Genomic DNA, 18,932 nt, shown 5'->3' with positions numbered 1-18,932 from the left:
CTAAAGTGACATCCCTTGGTCGTTTCGGGAGGCTTAGCCGGATTCGCGAGAGATCACTCCAGGCTGACCACACACGTTGATCGTAAAGCGCATGTCGCCGGCGCGCTTTTCGTTCTCCCCAGATTATATCGATTTTGGACGGGCAGACGGCAGGAGAAGACGGATGACGATCGCGGAGTTCATAAGCAGCGAGGTCAATGCGAACGATATCGTGCTATTCATGAAGGGATCGCCGAGTTCGCCGGCCTGCGGATTCTCGGCGCAGGTTGTTCGTATCCTCGATCATCTGGGCGCTACGTACAAATCGCACGACATCTACCAGTCCGATGAGTTGCGGCAGGGAATCAAGGCGTATTCGGACTGGCCAACGATTCCGCAACTCTACGTGCGCGGCGAATTCGTTGGCGGCTGTGACATCGTCACGGAAATGTTCCAGTCCGGCGAATTGCAACAATTGCTGTCGTTGGAACATCGAGTTGCGCACTCGTCCTGAGCTTGCCGCAGCAACACGAGGAGTACCCATGCAGTCCCCCATCTTGATCACCGGCGCCGCCGGAACCATTGGCCATGTTGCCTGCAAGCTGCTGGCCGAAAGGGGCTCGAAAGTACGAGCCCTCGTCCGCAGTGAGGACGCTCGATCGGCCAAGCTGGCTAATTTGGGGGTTGAGATCGTCGTTGGCGATCTTCTCGACCTGCATGCGATGCATCGAGCGATCGAAGGTTGCGAGCGGGTCTACTTTGGTATGGCCGTTTCACCTTCATATCTGGAGGCGACCGTGAACGCCGCGGCCGTCGCGAAACACCACAAGGTCAGTGCGTTCGTGAACATCTCTCAGATGACCGTATCGCAGATGAGCATTAATTCGACCACCGACAGCCCACAGCAAAAGCTGCACTGGCTCGCGGAACAGGCATTGAATTGGTCCGGCCTACCGGTCGTACATGTCCGCCCCACGGCATTCCTGGACACCTTCTTCCTTCGACTTTCCGCGATCTCCATCCGCGATCATGGGCAAATTCGTCTGCCTTTCGGAAACGGGAAGACGTCGCCGATCGCAAGTGAAGACGTTGCGCGGGTGATCGCAACCATCCTCGAAGATCCAGCCCCGCATATCGGCAAGATCTATGAACTGACCGGGCCCAAGTCACAGGACATGAACGGAGTTGCCGAAGAGTTCTCCAGGGCCCTGGGAAGCCCGATCACTTATGTCAACGTTCCCTGGGAGCCTTGGCGCAAGCAGTTGGAGGACAGCGGAAAATTGCCTCCCCATGCGCTTTCCCATCTGGCGACGATGGCTCTCCTCAAACAGCAGAATCGATACGACAGATTGACATCGGATGTCGAAATGATCACGGGCAAGCCACCGCTTACCGTTTACGATTTCGTTCTGCGCCACGCGGACTTTTATTCGACGAAGGGTTAGGAGGCGGCTGAGATCGCAAACGCCTTTGAATGATATCCTTGCGGCCGGTCCACCGATGGATTGAACAGCACCGATATGACAGGTCCCGATGCAAGAGACTTGTGTTGGGCTGGTCCAATCGGGAAGTTATGTATATCTAACGAGAGCGACTTGCTGCTTGATAGCGACAATGCCCAATTCGGCCGCAGGTCCTGGTAACTATCCACACATCGAAGGACGTCGCCAATCTTTGGCTTGGAGCCCGACATGAAGGCTTACCTCTGTAAATTCATTCCGCCGCGCGCCGATTTTCTGACGACGATGACGGCCGACGAAGCAAAGTGGATGAAGCAGCATGGAGCTTTCTTGGACGATCTGCTCGCCAAAGGAATAGTCGTCGCGCACGGTCCAGTTATGGATCCGAATGGCGGCTATGGCGTGTCGCTCTACCAGGTCGCCGACGATGAGAGCATCGAAGCGATTACCGCGCAGGATCCCATCGTGAAGAACGGCGCCGGCCACTACGAGCACTATCCGATGCGTCATTTGGCGGTTCGGGGGTAAACTCCGCGTCCGTCATCTCTAGGGTCAAGTGCCCCGCGCATCCGGAGTTTGTCTCTCAGGCTTGCACGTCTTTCAGCGGTCGGCGTGACGGAAGAACATGGAACAAGATAAAGGGTGACAGGACGCTCACGATATTGAGCGTCCCGTCCATCTAATCTAACCCTTTACTTCCTCAGAAGCGTCAGGCGATCGCGCGTGCCGGGACGGAACCCGCGCTCACACCGTCGAGGAAGCCCGTCAGCCGCTGCCGGATGATGCGTTCGGCGCCATCCATGATGCGATCGATCAACTCCTTGACGGTCGGAATATCGTTGATCAGCCCGACCACCATGCCGCAGCTCCAGGCGCCAGCATCCATGGCGCCCTCCAACATCACCTTCGGGTAAACGCCGGCAACCTGGTCGAGAATATCCTCGATCTTCAGGCTCGCGCCCTTCTCGCGCTCGATCTCGATCAGCTCGGTGACGCCCTTGTTCTTCAACACGCGCTCGGTGTTGCGCAGCGCGCGCATGACGAGAACGGTGTCGAGCTCGGTCGCCTTGACCAGTGCTTGCTTCACGTTGTCGTGGACGGGCGCCTCCTTGGTGGCGACGAAGCGGGTGCCCATGTTCATGCCCGCCGCCCCCATGGAAAGAGCCGCGACGAGGCTGCGCGCATCCGCCATGCCGCCCGACGCGACGAACGGGATCTTGAGCTCATCGGCCGCACGAGGCAGCAGGATCATATTGGGAATGTCGTCCTCACCGGGATGACCGCCGCACTCGAAGCCATCGACACTGACCGCGTCGCAGCCGATCTTCTCGGCCTTCAGCGAATGCCGCACCGAGGTGCATTTGTGGATCACCTTGATGCCGGCGGCCTTCAGCGCCGGCATGTACTCTTCCGGGCTACGGCCAGCAGTCTCGACCGCCTTGACGCCACCTTCCTTGATCGCGGCGATATACTCGGGATAGGGCGGCGCGGTGAAGCTCGGCAGGAAGGTGAGATTGACGCCGAACGGCTTGTCCGTCATGTCGCGACAGCGCGCGATCTCCTTGGCGAGCAGCTCGGGCGTCTTCTGGGTCAGGCCGGTAATGAGGCCGAGGCCGCCGGCGTTCGACACGGCTGCTGCGAGTTCGGCGAACCCGACGTAGTGCATCCCGCCCTGAATAATCGGATGTTCGATACCGAACAGTTCAGTAATCGCTGTCTTCACGATGATCTCCCGCAGTTCCGTTCAATGGATGATTTCGAAAAGGCCCGCCGCGCCCATGCCGCCACCGATGCACATGGTTACGACGCCGTACTTTGCCTTTCGGCGCCGTCCCTCGATCAGAAGGTGGCCAGTGAGGCGCGCGCCGGTCATGCCATAGGGGTGCCCCATCGCAATCGAGCCTCCATTGACGTTGAGCTTGTTCGGGTCGATGCCGAGCTTGTCGCGGCAATAGATCACCTGAACGGCATAAGCCTCGTTGAGCTCCCAGAGATCGATGTCGTCGATCTTCAGATTGTGACGCTTCAGCAGGCGGGGGATCGCCACGACCGGGCCAATTCCCATCTCGTCCGGCTCGACGCCCGCGGCAACGAAGCCCCGGAAGATACCGAGCGGTTTGAGCCCCTTCTTGGCCGCGATCTTATCGCTCATGATCACGCATGCCGAAGCACCGTCCGAAAGCTGGCTCGCATTGCCTGCGCTGATGGTTTTGCCCTCGAACACCGGCTTGATCTTGGCGAGGCCTTCGGCGGTCGTATCGGGACGCGGGCCCTCATCCTTGGTGAGGGTCACCTGTTCATAGGAGACCTGCTTGGTCTCCTTGTTGACGAGCGCCATTTTCGTCGTGATCGGAACGATCTCCTCGTCGAACCGGCCGCTCTGCAGAGCAGCTCCGACACGGCGCTGGCTCTCGAGGCTGTATTCATCCTGCTTGTCGCGGCCGATCTTGTAGCGCTCGGCGACGGTCTCTGCGGTCTCGAGCATCGACATGTATATGTCCGGCTTCATGGCCATCAATTCATCGTCGACCATGTGAAACTTGTTCATGTGCTCGTTCTGCACCAGGCTGATCGATTCGATGCCGCCGCCGATCGCGATGTCAACGCCATCAAGCATCACGGAACGTGCCGCCACGGCGATCGCCTGCAGGCCTGAGGCGCATTGCCGATCAATCGTCGTCCCGGCGACAGTCACCGGCATGCCCGCGCGGATCGCCCCCTTACGGGCCACGTTCATCACCATGGTGCCTTGCTGCATGGCGCAGCCCATCACCACGTCTTCGACCTCGCCCGGCGCGATGCCGGCGCGCTTCACCGCCTCGGCCATGACGTGACCGGCCATGGTCGGCCCCTCCGTGTTGTTGAGGGATCCACGGTAGGCTTTGCCGACGGCGGTACGCGCGGTCGAAATGATTACTGCTTCAGTCGTCATATTTTGCCTCTTTTCTCACGCGGCCGCGCCAAAGCGTGCATAGCGTAGGACGTGGAACGCGGGGTCGCCGAACTGGATGTTGATGGAAGAGATGCGCTTGAAATAGTGGCCGACATTGAGCTCGTCGGTCATGCCCATGCCGCCATGCAGCTGCACAGCCTGGTCGGCGACGAACTTGGCCGCATAGCCGATCTTCGTCTTGGCGCCGGAAGCGAGCCGCGAGAGCCCGGCTTCTCCGCCGCTGATGCTGAGATTGAGATGCTGCATCAGGGAGAGCGCCTCCTGATGGGCGATGAACATGTCGACCATCCGGTGCTGCAGCACCTGGAATGAACCGATGGTGGTACCGAACTGCTTGCGCGTCTTCGAGTATTCCAGTGTGGCGGAATTCAGCTCTCCCATGGCGCCGACCGCTTCTGCGCAGAGCGCACCGATGGCGCGATCGCGGCACGCCTCCAGCGCTGCTAAGCCCTCGCCTTCCTTGCCAAGCAACTGTCCGCGGACATTGCGCAGACTGATCTCGGCGGCGCGACGGCCGTCGATCGTTTTGAAGCTCTGCAGATCAACGCCGGCGGCGCGGCGGTCGACCACAAACAGACTGACGCCACCGTGGTCCTTTCGGCTCCCCGAGGTGCGCGCGGAAACGACAAGGTAATCGGCCCAGGGCGCCGCAATCACCGCCGTCTTTCCGCCGCTCAGGACATAGTCATCGCTCTCACGTCGCGCGGTCGTCGTCACGTCTGCGAGATCGAACCGGCCACCCTTCTCTGTCCAGGCCAGCGTCCATATCTTCTTGCCGTCGACGATGTCGGGGATGAAGGCTTGCTTCTGCACGGTATCGCCTAGTCGTTCGATCAGGCCGCCGGCCAGCACCACCGTTTCGACGAACGGCTCGACGACGAGATGGCGCCCGAATTCATGCGCGATGATCATGGTCGACAGCGGGCCGCCGCCGAGACCACCCGCATCTTCCGCGAACGGTGCAGCCAGCAGGCCGAGTTCGGCAAACGCCGCCCATTGCCTGTGACTAAAACCTTGTTCGTCGGCGACTATCTTGCGGCGCGCCTCAAAATCATACTGATCGCGCAGCAGGCGCTGGATGCTGGATCGCAGCAGTTCCTGCTCTTCCGTAAACTGAATGTCCATCCGACCCTCTCGATACTCTGGCTAGAGACCAAGCACAGCTTTTGCGATGATGTTGCGCTGAATCTCGTTCGACCCGCCGTAGATGCTGAGCTTGCGAGAGTTCAGGTACTTTTCCGCAGCTGTGTGCCCGTACTCGTGACCGGGCATGAAGTGATTGGCGCTGACCGGCTGCTCCCGAAGCGCGAGCCCGCAACTGCCGATCGCGCGATGGGTCAATTCGGTGATCCTCTGGAAAATCTCGGTGCCGCGGATCTTGAACAACGATGCGGCCGGTCCAGGATCGATGCCGCGCGCCATCTGAGCCACGACACGCAGCTCGGTCGCCTCGAGCGCCAGTACGTCGAGTTCGACGAGGGCGATCTCGCGCTGGAAGTCGAGATGCATCGGATCGTCGGACGGGACCTCGGCTTCAACGATTTGCTTCAGTTTGTTGATGTAGCGCGTTGACCGACCGATGCCGGCCATGCTGGTTCGTTCGTTGCCGAGAAGGAACTTGGCGTAGGTCCACCCCTTGTTTTCCTCGCCGATCAGGTTTTCGGCTGGGACACGAACGTTCTCCAGAAAAACGTCGTTGACCTCGTGGCTCCCGTCGATGGTGATGATCGGCCGCACGGTGACGCCCGGCGACTTCATGTCGATCAGCAGGAAGGAGATGCCGGATTGTGGCTTCGCATTCGGATCGGTCCGCACCAAGCAGAAGATCCAGTCCGCGTGCTGAGCGAGTGTGGTCCACGTCTTGTGGCCATTGACGATATAGTGATCGCCGTCGCGCACGGCCTTGGTACGGACGGTTGCGAGGTCCGAGCCGGAGCCCGGCTCGGAATAGCCCTGGCACCACCAGTCTTCGCCCGACAGAATACGCGGAAGAAACTTCTTCTTCTGGGCCTCATTGCCGAACGTATAGATCACCGGACCGACCATGGTGACGCTGAATGCCAATGGCGGCAGCGTGCCGGCGCGGCTGGTCTCCTGTTCGAAGATGAAGCGGCGGGTGATCGACCAGCCGGGCCCGCCGTACTCCTTGGGCCAGAGAGGCGCGATCCAACCCTTCTTGTGCAGAATGCGATGCCAGAGCAGCGATTGCTCTTTCGTCAGGTCGGTCTCCGGGTTCGGAACGCGCATTTCCGCCGGATAGTTTTCCGCGATGAAGGCGCGCACCTCGTCACGAAATGCTGCATCTTCAGGAGAAAGCGCCAGCTCCATCCTATTTGCTCCTCACCACTTCTCGCCGAAGGGACGAATCTCCAGCTCGAACGTCCATGCGCTTTTCGGCTGCTGATAGAGCTGCCAATAGGATGCGGCGACGGAGGACGGCGGCATCAACGCATCCGGATCATCCAGCGCGTTGGGCCCGAGCGCCTCCAGCCGCCGCTGCCGAACCCATTCGGTATCCACGCCGGAATCGATGATCAGATGCGCGACGTGGATATTCTTCGGGCCAAGCTCGCGGGCCATTGCTTGCGCGACCGCGCGAAGACCAAATTTGGCGCTCGCAAAGGCGGCATAACCGCTGCCGCCGCGGAGTGAGGCGGTCGCTCCAGTAAAGAAGATATTGCCAGCCCCGCGCGGCACCATTAGCCGAGCCGCCTCACGGCCGGCCAGGAAGCCGGAATAGCAGGCCATTTCCCAGACCTTGCGGAAAACGCGCTCAGTGGTTTCGAGAATTGGGAAGTTGACGTTCGCACCGATGTTGAAGATGCAGACTTCCAGCGGCGCGTGCTTGTCTGCATCATTCAGGAAGGAGACGATCTCGTCTTCCTTGCGAGCGTCGAGCGAACGGGCGTGGATCTCTCCGCCGGCTGCCTCGATGTCCTTGACGAGTGGAGCCAGCTTTTCGCCGTTGCGACGGCCGGCGAAGACCGTGAAGCCTTCTGCTGCAAATTTCTTGGCGATCTCGCCGCCGATGAAATCGCCGGCGCCGATGACAGCAGCGGTTGCGTTTCTTTTCTGCACGGGCGTGCTCCCTGTGAGGTTATACGTCGCTCGCGAACTATTTGCCGTGAGCCCGCCGAACCACGTCATCGACGCGCTCTCGGCATCATGGAAAGTACATAGCGTTCTTTTTTAGAACTCGTCAATTGATATTTGACGTTGGCGCTTCGAGGTCGCAACGCGAGCAACGCTCCGACCTCAAACTGTAACTGGAATACCAGCCTGACTGCCGAGCACGGTCAGCGGCGAATCTCATTCATGATCGCCAGACTTCGATCCAAATATCACTTAGCCTTGGATATAGCCCCGGCGGATTGTTCGACAATGGACTCCTCCACGTCCCGCAACTGGTCCTTTCCGAAGAACATTTCCTTGCCGACGAAGAAAGTCGGCGAGCCGAACGCGCCCCGGCTCACAGCGTCGTTCGTCAGCTCGATGAGCTTCTTCTTCACGTCGTCATCCTGTGCGCGCTTTGCCACGCGATCGATATCGATGCCCGAAGAGATGAACGCGCTCCGGAAAACCTCAGGGTCATCCATCTTCTTCGGCTCTTCCCACATATGATGATAGGCCGCCCGGAAATAGGACTCGAATACCCCCTCGAACTGCGCAGCAACCGCACAGCGCATCAACATGAGGGTATTGACCGGGAAGAAGAGGTTCGTGCGAAATTTCGTCACGTTATGGCGGCGAATAAACCGCTGCGTCTCGAGCGCCTGGTACTCCGGCTTGTTCTTGATTCCACGCAGAGAATCGAAGGGCGACATGTTTCCGGTGGCCTTGTAGATGCCGCCAAGAAGGATCGGGACGTACTCGAATTTCACCCCGGTGCGCTGTTCGATGCTTGGGATCGCGACCTCGGCCAAATAGGCGTTCGGGCTACCGAAATCGAACAGGAACTCTACTTTCGGGGTCATATCGGCCTCCTCCGGACAAATTCGAAGATTGTGAGAAAGATTTACAGTTCTTTTTTTGAACTGTCAAACTGATACTGCGGCGATTTGGTCGATTTTGCCGGGGAGCTATTGTTTGGGGATCAGTACCTATCTAGAATGGTATGACTTGTCGCTTCTCCGCAGATTCGTAGGAGAATGCTGGAGTTATTGGAGACCGTGGATGAAGTGGAAAGAACTTGAGGAAGAGCCATGTTCGATGGCCAGAACTATCGGAGTCATCGGCGACCGATGGACGCTGCTTATCCTGCGCGAATGCTTCCTGCGTACCCGCCGCTTCGAGGGATTCCAGTCCGCGCTGGGTATCACGCGGCATCTGCTTGCCGAACGGCTGAAGAAGCTTGTCCGGCAAGGCATTCTCCGCCGAGTCCCCTACCAGGAATCGCCGAAGCGTCACGAGTACATCCTGACCCAGAAAGGCCTCGATCTCTATCCGATTATGATGGCGATCGTCCATTGGGGCGACACTCACATGGTCGATGTACGCGGCCGGCCGCTTCTGCATCAGCATCGCAATTGCGGTAAGGACTTCGACCCCGTCATGGTTTGCTCCGAGTGTGGCGAGCCGGTTTTGGCCAAAGAGGTCCATACGCATCCTGGCCCGGGTGCCAGCCGCCCCCTCGCGCAAAAGGAAGCACCGGCCCCAAAACCCAAAGCGCGCCGCAAAGCAGCCTGATCGCCCCTGTCCTATGGAGCCCGCCAGGCGGCTGCCGAGGAGCCGACCGCTTCACTGCGATCAGCCTCCATGCCCACCGGTTCGGTGCTCGATGAGTGAGGGCTCAAACCCGGATCACGCCTGGGGTCGGAGTGGAGCAGTAGAGAGTTTCGACCTGGTCCGACCGGCACTTCAAGACGGCGCGTTGATTGACGTATGCCTTGTCGGTGATTTCTCCGGCGGCAATCGACGGCGGCTCCTTGAGCAGTAGGAACGAATGAGCATTTTCGCTGCTGCCAACCGTCCGGTTGTATTCTTGAAGCCGGTCCTTGAGGAACTGCACGACGACGGGATCGCTGGCCAGGTCGGAAGACGGCTGCGAAGAGATCCGCGCCGCCTCCGTCGGGTTCAGCCAGCAAAGCAAACCGCAGTATTCTCTGTTTTCGCCCGCAATCACCACATCCGTTAGCACGCCGCGGGTAGCTGCCAAGATCGCGGCGCGCATGCTCCCGATCGATACCCAGGTCCCGTTCGCGAGCTTGAAGTTTTCCGAAATCCTACCCGTAAAGCGAAGTCCCGATTCCGGTTTCTCGGGGTCCATGAACGACACTGTGTCACCGATGCGATAGAAGCCTTCTTCGTCGAAGGCTTGCTCCGTCAAATCCGGCCGACCGAGATAACCCGGCGTGACGTTGGGACCTTTGACCCGCACCTCGTAGGTATCGGAAACGGGAAGCAGCTTGAGCTGCAAACCGGGCGCCGGTAGGCCGATTTCCCCGGGTCGATCGGTAGCCCAATGGGTCGTACTGATCGTTGGAGCGGTTTCCGTCGTACCATAGCCGGACATGACAGGAATTCGTCGGCCGGTGATCGATGACGTCAACCGATATAGGCGCTCGAGCGTGTTCTGCGAGATGGCTGCGCCGGCGTAACTTATCCTATCCAGCCGCTTCAAAATATGCGCGCCAAGCTCGGAATCTTTCTCGATCGCGTCGCAAAGGAAATTATATCCGGCCGGCACGTTGAACATCGCGGTCGGTGAAACCTCCTGGAGATTGAGGAGCGTCTTGTGAAAGAGCTGCGGCAACGGCCGGCCGTCGTCGATGTAGAGCGTCCCGCCATTCTTGAGTATGCCGTGGAGGATTACGTTGCTTCCCATGGTGTGATGCCATGGCATCCACTCGACCTGGACAGGCGCTTCGGACGGGGCTACCAGCAAGCTGCCCATTTGTAGAGCGCTCGCCATCATGCGGTGAGTATTCAGGACACCCTTGGGGAGGCCCGTCGAGCCCGACGTGAAGAGGACCTTCGCGACGGAATCGCAAGATGCAGAGCGGGACGCGCGCTCGAAGCCTTCATAGCTGCTCCTCTTCTCAGTTAGGTCGGAATAGCGCACCGTTTCGGGAGCACCGTCGACGCTGATCCAGCTTGCGGCTTTCAGTTCCGGAATGGATCGGGCAGCCGAGAAATCGCGTCCATTTTGAACGAACACGAACTTCGGACGCAGCACCTCTGCGATATCCTTCAGCCGTGCTAGGCCTCCGGGCATCAACGTGTAGTTCGGCGAGATTGGTGCAGAAACCATGCCGATGGACATTGCGGCGAAAGACATCACCGCGTTCTCTATGGAATTTCCGGAGAGGATGGCGAGGCTGTCTGAAGGCTTCGCATCTATTTCGATCAGGCTTTGACCAACCGCCTGGACCAGGGACCAGGCCTGGCTATATGTGATCTCGTCCCATCCGCCGGCTGGATTGCGTTGAGCCAAGAAAATGCGGTTGGGTGCGGCTTTCGCCCATCTCGGCAGGAAGTCAGTGATACGCCAGTCGCACTCCCCCAGCTCGATCGGCGAGCTCAAGATAAGCGTACCGTCGCTCCGACGCTGCAGAGAGACCTCTTTGGGTGCGAATACAGGTGCGTTCATTGACATTGAAGAAGATCCCATGGCAGTAGCGCCGTCCCGCACACTCGGGTGTGATTAGGCTTCTGATTTGCCGACAATCTTGCGGTCTCGTACGGACGACTTGGCTTAGGAGGTCGGCGGCGCATCCAATCACGCGCCGTTTTCCAATGTTCTGCGCGATCGACTAATCGGACTTCGCGTCAAGCACGTCGCCAAACAACTGATAGGTCGTTCCGGTCCAGCGCTGCAGCCGCATTTGCGTCCACATCATGTTCGAGTTTTCGCTAGTGTTGACGTCGATTCCTGGCAATGCGACGGGGACTATGACGTTCCTGAGGTTCTTTGCCTGCGCCAGGATATTCTTGCGGGACAGGTCGTTGCCGCATTGCTTGAGTATCTGCTCGAGCAGAATTCCCTGCTGGTATCCGACCAAATAACTTCCGTTGGTGATGTCGGCGCCGGACAGATACTTCTCGAAGAAGCTCTTAAAGGCTTGCATGCCGGGATCGTTCTTCCACGTCTCGTCTCCGACGTCTTTGTAGGTTGTGCCGGCGATCACGCCAACCGACTTGTCGAGACCGGCCGGCGCGAGCGTGCCACCAACAGATGCAGAAGGAAAGTTGATGATGATGGTCGCCTTCCATCCGATCACCGAGGCTTGCCTGATCGCCTGCGCTGCAAACTTCGGTGTCCCAGCGATCACGAGAGCCTCGGCGCCCGAACTTTTGAGATTCGTGATCTGGGAGTCGATCGTCGGTTCGGTTACCTCGTATGAGGCGGTCACGACCTTTCGATCGTACTCGACCCCGAGATATGTCTTGAAGGCGTTGACGTAGTCCTTACCGAGGTCGTCGTTCTGGTAGAGAATCGCGTACTTTGCGTTGGGAAGCGCCTTGGTCAGGTACTTGGCGTAGATCTTCCCTTCGGTATCGTAACTGACGAGACCAGTCGTCGTCAGCGGATAGTTCGCGACGTCCGTGAACTTGGATGAGCCGCTGACGATTGCGAGGCTGGGTACCCCTTTCGCCCTGAGATACTTGGCCGTGGCCGAGATGCCGGGCGTACCGAGTTGGCCGAACACGAAAGACACTTCGTCGCTCTCGACCAGCTTGCGCACGTGCTCCACCGCCTTGGGCGGACTGTATGAGTCATCGTAGGCGATGTAGTTGATCTTGCGGCCGTTTACGCCGCCACGGTCGTTCAGGGATTGGATATAGGCGATAAGGCCCTTGCCCACGAGTCCGATCGACGACGCCGGTCCGCTGAAGGGGAAAACCCCTCCGATCTTGATTTCAGTTTCGGAAATGCCGGGCTCTTCCGCCGCGGACGCGGGGCTGCCCAAGAGCACAGCTAGAGCTATCGCGATTTTCCATTTCGCTATCATCGATCGTCCTCCCCACGCGCCTGTCGGGGCACGCCAGTGTGTTGCTTGACCTTCTACTTTGCACGCTCGCCTGCCGGTCGCCGGATCAGCGCCGACCAAGTGACGGCTTGAGGTCTGACCGAACATATACCGTTCTTTTTTAGAACTCGTCAAGCATTCCTGTGATTTGGCATCTGCGACACGATCTCCTGAAGCTGATTCGTGGGTCAATCTGGCCGCGATGCCGCCACGCACCGAGCCAGCAAGTTACTTCTATAATCGAACTTACTGCCTAGAACTGAACGGCCGACACTTGAGCAAGTCGTCAGGTACTGGCAATGAAGAGCTCGATCAGCGCAATCACGGTATCGGGCGCGTCTTCCTGACTAAAGTGTCCCGCGTTCGGGATTTTTATGATCGGCCTCCCCGGCCAAATCGCGCTGAAATCAGCGATCTGCGTGTGCGGCGCGATGGCGCGGTCCTTTATCCCGACTGCGAGCATGGCCGGCTTGGACTTCAGATTGTCAATGAGAGGACAGCCCTCCTCGAGGTACGGCCGGATTACGCCGAGAAGAGCATCGAGCGGAAAAGCGATCGCTCCAAGGCACTCTTGCTTTGTCGTAAATGGTGACCCGTAGGCCGCAAGCCAATCGGCATTGACGACGGAGAGATTCTCCAGGCCTTGAGTCTTCATGACGCTGAGGATGTTGACGTCCAGGTGCCCGAGCACTTCCGAGAGCGTTCCAGCCCTGTGATGATTGAGGACGAACTGCAACCACGGCGTCAGCCCCGGAGAAACATTGCCGTAGCCAGTAACTGTATTGAGCAAAAACAGCCGCTTGATGCGATCGGGATTGCGTAGCGCGAACGCTGAACCGATCAGCCCGCCCCAGTCCTGGATCACGAGCGTGATGTTCGTAAGATCGAGCGCTTCAACCAATTTGGTGAAGTTCTCGACGTGCGCTCTCAGCGAATACTCCCGATCTGGAGGCGTCTCGCTCTTGCCGAAACCCATATGGTCGGGAACGATCACCCTATGTGAAGCCGCGAGCGGCGGGATAAAGCGACGATAGAGATAGCCCCACGTCGGCTCACCGTGCAGGCAGACGATAGGATCGCCACTTCCCTCGTCGACATAATGCATCCGGAAACCGCCTCCTTCGAAGAAGTGAGGTTGAAAAGGCCAAGTTCCACCGAAAGTCTCACGAGCATCGATCATCGTTGCGCTGCAACTTGTTCTAAAGGGCTTTTCAACCTCCCTCGCCCGCGCTTATTATTTTCCGCGGAAAACGGCTGGACGACGTTCGATGAAGGATTGGATGCCTTCCATCATATCCTCGCTACCGAGGACGCGGTCCTTGATCTTCGGGATGTAGTCGATCGCATCTCGCTCGGCCGCTTCGACATACTTCAATGCGGCTCGTTTTGTGACCTGTACTCCTAGGGGTGCATTCTTCGCGATCATCTGTGCCAGGTCCATGGCCCGATCGATCTGGCTTCCAGGCTTGACAACTTCCTGCACGAGGCCAATCGCATGCGCCCGCTCAGCATCGAACTCGTCGCAGAGGAAGAGGTGATACATTGCGTCGCCCCAACCTGCGCGCGTCAGGAATCGGAAGTGAGCGCCGCCGAGAGGCGCAATTCCACGCTTTGCCTCCATCTGGCAGAACCTGCTGTCCGAAGCTGCGACAACGATATCTCCGGCGAGCATCATTTCGATGCCGATCGTATAGACGATGCCCTGCACTGCTGTCACGATCGGCTTGCAGCATCGCCCCTTGAGCGCAAATGCATCGATGTTGCTCGGCGAAGTATCAATTTTCTCGGCGTTCGGGCCGAAGAACTTGGGCATGTCGAGACCTGACGTGAAGTCGGCTCCTTCTGCGCAAACGACGCCCGCCCAATAATCGTCGTTTCTGTCCAGCAGCGTCATGGCATTCGACATTTCCACCATCATGGCGGGTGTGAACGAGTTCTTCTTCGCTGGATTGTCGATGATGATCTTGAGGATGCGACCATGCACTTCTGTGCGGATCCGGCCCGATGGGCGCTTTTGATCGCTCATTTGTCTCCTCCAGACGCGGCAAACTCCGACCTCGTCGCCAAGGCCGCGTTCTTTCTGACGAGTTGACAGTGCGCTTCCCAAGCGGGCCACATCAATCTTGTGCCGACCCTATTCAAGGGTGAAATGCCGCCGCCGGAGGGGGCGCATGCAGCCTTAAGAGGTGTTGAGAGCGCCGAGGACAGGTGCATTGCAATTCGTTCGACACATCATATGATGACCGTCAGTCAACATTGAGTAGCGAGGAGCATCTTCATGGCCGAAATCGCCGATCCCGTCGTCATCCTCTCCGCTGCCCGCACCCCGCTTGGCCGCTTCATGGGCGAACTGTCGGCGCTGGCCGCGCACAAGCTCGGATCGCATGTGATCAATGCGGCGCTGGAACGCGCGAAGCTCGCCCCGGAGAAGGTCGACGAGGTCTTCATGGGCTGCGTGCTCGCGGCCGGCCAGGGCCAGGCACCGGCGCGCCAGGCGGCGCGTAGTGCGGGCCTGCCGGACGCCACCGGCGCCACTACCGTCAACAAGGTCTGCGGTTCCGGCATGAAGGCGACCATGCTGGCCCACGACATCATTCGCGCCGGCTCGGCCGAAATCGTCGTCTCCGGCGGCATGGAGAGCATGAGCAACGCGCCATATCTGCTGGCGAAGGCACGCGGCGGCTATCGCGCCGGCCACGATCGCATTATCGACCACATGATGATGGACGGTCTCGAGGACGCCTACGAGACCGGCCGCTCCATGGGCGATTTCGGGGAGGCGACCTCAGAAGCCTACCAGTTCACCCGCAAGGACCAGGACGCCTATGCGATGGAGACGCTGAGCCGCGCCCGTAAGGCGGTCGAGGGCGGAGCGTTCAAGGCTGAGATCGCGCCAATCACGCTGACCGAGAAGGCGGGGCCCCGCGTCATCGCCAATGACGAGCATCCGCTGAAGGTCGATCCCGCCAAGATCCCGGGCCTGAAGCCGGTGTTCCGCGCCAACGGCGCCATCACGCCGGCGGCCTCCTCCGCCAATGCCGACGGCGCTGCTGCGCTCGTGCTGACCAAGCGCTCGCTCGCGGATCGTAACGGCTTGCCCGCCATCGCCGAGATCAAGGGCCACGCCACCCATAGCCAGGAGCCGCAGTGGTTCACGACGGCCCCGATCCCGGCGATCCGCAAGCTGCTCGACAAGGTCGGCTGGAGCGCCGGCGATGTCGATCTGTTCGAGATCAACGAGGCCTTCGCCGTGGTGGCGATGGCGGCGCAGCGCGATCTCGGCATTCCCCGGGACAAGCTGAACATCAATGGCGGGGCCTGCGCGCTCGGCCATCCCATCGGCGCCACCGGCGCACGGCTGATCGTGACGCTGCTGCATGCGCTCGAGGCACAGAACCTCAAGCGCGGTGTCGCAGCGCTCTGCATCGGCGGCGGCGAAGCGACCGCGATCGCGGTGGAGCGTCTGGTACGCTGAGGCCGGGAATCCGTCGCCAAGTCAATGATGCGGGAGCGTTGCGATCGTATCGCGCAACCGCGAGACCGAGCAGCGCAGGAAGTCGCAACCGTCGCTTTAGAACACTGCATTGTCCGTCGCCGCTTCCAACGCCGGCCCTAGACAGAGCACCTTCGACTCCTTACCATCCTACTGACACAACGGCTTGGCTCGCCACGATGCGGAACCAGCCTTCGTTAGGACATTTATCCCTCCCGGCCGGGGTCATACTCTGTCATTCCACCATTCAGCACGCCCGCGGATTGCGAAATAAGCATCGAGGCGATCCAGGATGGTTATTGTACCCTTTTTGAACTTCTCCGCTTGCGGATTGGTGGAGTGCCAAGAATAGCCGCTCGAAAGCCAAATCTCAGTCTGTGGTTCAAATCGAGATGGATCATCGAGACTGCCAACTTGAATCATCTGAACGGTCGGCACTTCCGTCCAATGCAAGGTCACAGGACTGCCGCACTTTGGACAGAAGCCACGGCGAAATTTGCGCCCGGTACCGCCAATGACCTCGTGACAAGATGGCTCATCTTTGAGGAAGCTGAATTTATCGGCGGCCACCATCATGATCGCTGCAAATGCGCTCCCAGTTGCGTATTGGCAGGCGCGGCAGTGACAAAGCAACTGCACGATCGGTGCCTCGGTGCATTCGTAGCGGATGCTTTGACAGGCACATCCTCCCGTGAGGTGCATGGGAACTCCTTAACGTGCTTACGACAATGGGGCTAAGCGCGATCTATAGCGGTGATAACCCACCGTGCACGCCCCCTCGGGGCGCGCTGGTGGCCGACGCCCAGACTCGCTCATGAATTGGGGTGTCACGCGAACGTGACGCTCTTGTTTAGTGGCAGTTCGCGCACGCGCTTTCCAGTAAGAGCGAAAATTGCGTTGGCGAGAGCAGGTGCGGCCGGTGGGACTGGCGGTTCGCCGATTCCACGCACGTCACCCCCAAGCTCCAATCCCTTGACGACGATTTGCGGCACCTGATGGAATCTCATGGCCTCGAATAGATGAAAGTTGGTCTGGATCGGCGCAAAGTTTTCGTAGGTCAGCTCGCAGTTCATGGCATGGCCCAAGGCCCAGATGATGCCCCCCCGCATCTGCGCTTCGAAATTGACCGGATCCAGAACGCGCCCTACATCGCAAACGGCAAATACCTTATCGATTTTGATACCCTGAGGAGTGTCGCTCACCTCGACGATTTGAGCCATTGGCACGCCGAAGGCCAGTATCAACGCTACGCCGCGAGCTCGCTGGTCGCCAATACGCGAGCCTTTCCAATCGGAAATTTCTTGCAGGGCATGCAGTACTTTCTTGGAAGGCTCATGATTGCAGAGACGAATGAGTTCGGCCATCGGATCCGCACCCGCGGCATGGATCAATTCGTCCAGGAAGGAAGCATGGTGGAAGCCATTGCCGGAGGCTCCAACGGATCGCCACGGGCTGACTGGCACCATTTCCTTCGCCCGATAGCCCGTCACGCGGAAGTTCGGTATGGCGAAAGGTTGATCCCAGATGCCGTTGACGCTGGAAGTATCGGGCCCGGGAGGAACGGGCGCTTGCAACCGGTTAAACCAGGAGGCTCCCATCGATTGGCCAGCCACATCGATGCTCATGCTCTCGACCATGCCATCGCGAACCGTCCCTTTTGCGCGCGAGAGCTGAATGGGGCGCGGATAGTCGTGCGCCATGTTCTCTTCACGGCTCCAGATCATCTTGACTGGGACGCCTTCCATGGCCATCGCGAGTTCGATGGCCTGCAACGCATAGGTGTCGTCGAGTCGTGCCCCAAAGCTGCCGCCCATCGGCTGAGCGTGCACGTAGATCTTCTCTTCCGGCAGTCGCGTCAGCTTTGCCGCATGCCCCTGAAGGAAGACCGGGATCTGCGTTCCCGTCCAGATGTCGAGCCGCTCTTTCGTGTAGAGTACGACCGCATTCATGGGCTCGAGCGGCGCGTGGGCCAGATATGGAGTCCGATACTCCGCCTCAATCGGCTTGGACGAGCCAGCCAACGCCTTGTCGACGTCTCCGTCATTGCGAAGCCGGCTGTCCTGCTGGTCTTTGGAGAATGAATTCTCCAGCACCTTCCACATTCCAGCCGAGTCGGCCGGATAAGGAGGATCGTTCCATTCGATCTTGATAGCGGCCGCAGCTTGAAAGGCTCTCCAGGTATTATCGGCGATCACGCCCACACCATCCTTGATCGGGACGATCTTTTTGACGCCTCTCATCTTCTCCGCGCTGGAGGCATCATATCGCTTGATCGTGCCTCCCATGCCGGGGTTGGTGCGGAGGGTGGCGTACACGATCCGGTCCGGACGAATATCGATGCCGTACTGTTGAGTACCTGTGGACTTGGCGACGATATCGATCCGGCGCATCTTCTTGCCGATGTAGCGCCACTCCTGTTCCGGCCGGAGCGTGACATCCGTAACCGGTGCAAGCTGCGCTGCCTCAACGGCTAGTTCCGCGTAAGTGAGGGACTTGCCATCGGGCAAGATCACCTGACCATCCTTGGTCTTCAATTGCGACCGTGACACCCCCGACCTTCTGGCCGCCGCCTCCTTCAAAGTCTCGCGCGCGACCGCGCCCGCCATGCGGAGTTTTTGATAGCCGTCGGGTACAGTGGACGAGCCCCCCGTGATCTGCATACCGAGAACGCGGCTCAACACTTCGCCCCCTCCCCGCGCCCCGCGCGCCATCATGCCATCGTCGATGGTAGAGAACGGCAGGCTGTCGTCCATCACCCGGCTGTTGAAGTAGGCCGGACTTGGTGGACCGGGATCGAGGCGAACCTTGTGCGGATCCACGTCGAGCTCTTCGGCAATCAGATGAGCCTGGATGGAATACGAGCCTTGGCCCTTGTCGGCGCGCGGAGTGATGAGCGTAACGCCCTTTGCGTCGACGCGGACGTAGGGAGTGATCGCGGCTTCCCCGGCCTTGAGACCCTTGAGCAGCGGATTGGGAGGATCCTGGCGCAATCGGTAATAGCCGAAGGCGACGCCACCGGCGATCGCAGCGGAGCCGATTAGGAACGTGCGTCTTGCAATTGTCTTGAGCCGCGCCAC

At 59.3% G+C, this 18,932-nt stretch carries 17 protein-coding genes; 5 read left to right on the top strand and 12 right to left on the bottom strand.

Annotated elements, in window-relative coordinates:
• Positions 1 to 163 precede the first annotated feature (163 nt).
• The 3 genes from grxD (at position 164) to JQ604_RS03135 (ending at position 1,967) form a co-directional block, all read left to right on the top strand.
• Positions 164 to 493: a Grx4 family monothiol glutaredoxin gene (grxD, locus tag JQ604_RS03145; RefSeq protein ID WP_212352899.1), complete on the top strand. Its 330-nt coding sequence runs from the start codon at positions 164 to 166 to the stop codon at positions 491 to 493.
• Positions 494 to 521: 28 nt separating this feature from the next.
• The gene (locus JQ604_RS03140) at positions 522 to 1,424 is read left to right on the top strand and encodes an SDR family NAD(P)-dependent oxidoreductase (protein WP_212352897.1); all 903 of its coding nucleotides are present in this window, start codon (positions 522 to 524) and stop codon (positions 1,422 to 1,424) included.
• Positions 1,425 to 1,670: 246 nt separating this feature from the next.
• Positions 1,671 to 1,967 carry a YciI family protein gene (locus tag JQ604_RS03135; protein WP_212352896.1) on the top strand — a complete coding sequence of 99 codons (297 nt, stop codon included), beginning with the start codon at positions 1,671 to 1,673 and terminating at the stop codon, positions 1,965 to 1,967.
• 181 nt (positions 1,968 to 2,148) lie between these two features.
• Here JQ604_RS03135 and JQ604_RS03130 read toward each other — a convergent pair whose 3' ends face one another.
• The 6 genes from JQ604_RS03130 to JQ604_RS03105 all read right to left on the bottom strand — a co-directional run bounded on the left by JQ604_RS03130 (position 2,149) and on the right by JQ604_RS03105 (position 8,366).
• The gene (locus JQ604_RS03130; protein ID WP_212352895.1) at positions 2,149 to 3,162 is read right to left on the bottom strand and encodes an NAD(P)H-dependent flavin oxidoreductase; all 1,014 of its coding nucleotides are present in this window, start codon (positions 3,160 to 3,162) and stop codon (positions 2,149 to 2,151) included.
• Positions 3,163 to 3,183: 21 nt separating this feature from the next.
• A complete protein-coding gene (locus JQ604_RS03125) occupies positions 3,184 to 4,371 on the bottom strand; it encodes an acetyl-CoA C-acyltransferase (RefSeq protein ID WP_212352894.1) in 1,188 nt (395 codons plus the stop codon).
• Between the two features lie 15 nt (positions 4,372 to 4,386).
• The gene (locus tag JQ604_RS03120) at positions 4,387 to 5,517 is read right to left on the bottom strand and encodes an acyl-CoA dehydrogenase family protein (RefSeq protein ID WP_212352893.1); all 1,131 of its coding nucleotides are present in this window, start codon (positions 5,515 to 5,517) and stop codon (positions 4,387 to 4,389) included.
• Positions 5,518 to 5,538: 21 nt separating this feature from the next.
• Positions 5,539 to 6,720, bottom strand: coding sequence for an acyl-CoA dehydrogenase family protein (locus tag JQ604_RS03115; protein WP_212352892.1), 1,182 nt, complete (start codon positions 6,718 to 6,720; stop codon positions 5,539 to 5,541).
• Between the two features lie 12 nt (positions 6,721 to 6,732).
• Positions 6,733 to 7,470, bottom strand: coding sequence for an SDR family oxidoreductase (locus JQ604_RS03110; protein ID WP_212353855.1), 738 nt, complete (start codon positions 7,468 to 7,470; stop codon positions 6,733 to 6,735).
• Between the two features lie 263 nt (positions 7,471 to 7,733).
• Positions 7,734 to 8,366 carry a 2-hydroxychromene-2-carboxylate isomerase gene (locus JQ604_RS03105; RefSeq protein ID WP_212352891.1) on the bottom strand — a complete coding sequence of 211 codons (633 nt, stop codon included), beginning with the start codon at positions 8,364 to 8,366 and terminating at the stop codon, positions 7,734 to 7,736.
• A gap of 199 nt (positions 8,367 to 8,565) precedes the next feature.
• Between JQ604_RS03105 and JQ604_RS03100 the strand changes: the two genes are divergently transcribed.
• Positions 8,566 to 9,078 (top strand): winged helix-turn-helix transcriptional regulator, encoded by a 513-nt coding sequence (locus JQ604_RS03100; RefSeq protein WP_212352890.1) that lies wholly within the window; start codon positions 8,566 to 8,568, stop codon positions 9,076 to 9,078.
• A gap of 103 nt (positions 9,079 to 9,181) precedes the next feature.
• Here JQ604_RS03100 and JQ604_RS03095 read toward each other — a convergent pair whose 3' ends face one another.
• The 4 genes from JQ604_RS03095 to JQ604_RS03080 form a co-directional block, all read right to left on the bottom strand.
• Positions 9,182 to 10,987: an AMP-binding protein gene (locus JQ604_RS03095; RefSeq protein ID WP_249157971.1), complete on the bottom strand. Its 1,806-nt coding sequence runs from the start codon at positions 10,985 to 10,987 to the stop codon at positions 9,182 to 9,184.
• Between the two features lie 157 nt (positions 10,988 to 11,144).
• Positions 11,145 to 12,344 (bottom strand): ABC transporter substrate-binding protein, encoded by a 1,200-nt coding sequence (locus JQ604_RS03090; RefSeq protein ID WP_212352886.1) that lies wholly within the window; start codon positions 12,342 to 12,344, stop codon positions 11,145 to 11,147.
• A gap of 304 nt (positions 12,345 to 12,648) precedes the next feature.
• The gene (locus JQ604_RS03085; RefSeq protein WP_212352884.1) at positions 12,649 to 13,542 is read right to left on the bottom strand and encodes an alpha/beta fold hydrolase; all 894 of its coding nucleotides are present in this window, start codon (positions 13,540 to 13,542) and stop codon (positions 12,649 to 12,651) included.
• A gap of 54 nt (positions 13,543 to 13,596) precedes the next feature.
• The gene (locus tag JQ604_RS03080) at positions 13,597 to 14,388 is read right to left on the bottom strand and encodes a crotonase/enoyl-CoA hydratase family protein (protein ID WP_212352876.1); all 792 of its coding nucleotides are present in this window, start codon (positions 14,386 to 14,388) and stop codon (positions 13,597 to 13,599) included.
• A 252-nt stretch (positions 14,389 to 14,640) separates the two neighbouring features.
• Here JQ604_RS03080 and JQ604_RS03075 point away from each other — a divergent pair, with 252 nt between their 5' ends.
• Positions 14,641 to 15,837 (top strand): acetyl-CoA C-acyltransferase, encoded by a 1,197-nt coding sequence (locus JQ604_RS03075; RefSeq protein ID WP_212352874.1) that lies wholly within the window; start codon positions 14,641 to 14,643, stop codon positions 15,835 to 15,837.
• Positions 15,838 to 16,080: 243 nt separating this feature from the next.
• Here the strand turns inward: JQ604_RS03075 and JQ604_RS03070 are convergent, their stop codons facing one another.
• Entirely contained in the window at positions 16,081 to 16,557 is a 477-nt protein-coding gene (locus JQ604_RS03070; RefSeq protein WP_212352873.1) for a GFA family protein, read from the bottom strand.
• Positions 16,558 to 16,682: 125 nt separating this feature from the next.
• Positions 16,683 to 18,932 carry a xanthine dehydrogenase family protein molybdopterin-binding subunit gene (locus JQ604_RS41995; protein ID WP_212352872.1) on the bottom strand — a complete coding sequence of 750 codons (2,250 nt, stop codon included), beginning with the start codon at positions 18,930 to 18,932 and terminating at the stop codon, positions 16,683 to 16,685.

Origin of the sequence: Bradyrhizobium jicamae, assembly GCF_018130695.1 — a bacterium.
GTDB classification, from domain to species: Bacteria; Pseudomonadota; Alphaproteobacteria; order Rhizobiales; family Xanthobacteraceae; genus Bradyrhizobium; species Bradyrhizobium jicamae_B.
This window is presented reverse-complemented; position numbering and strand designations above follow the sequence as displayed.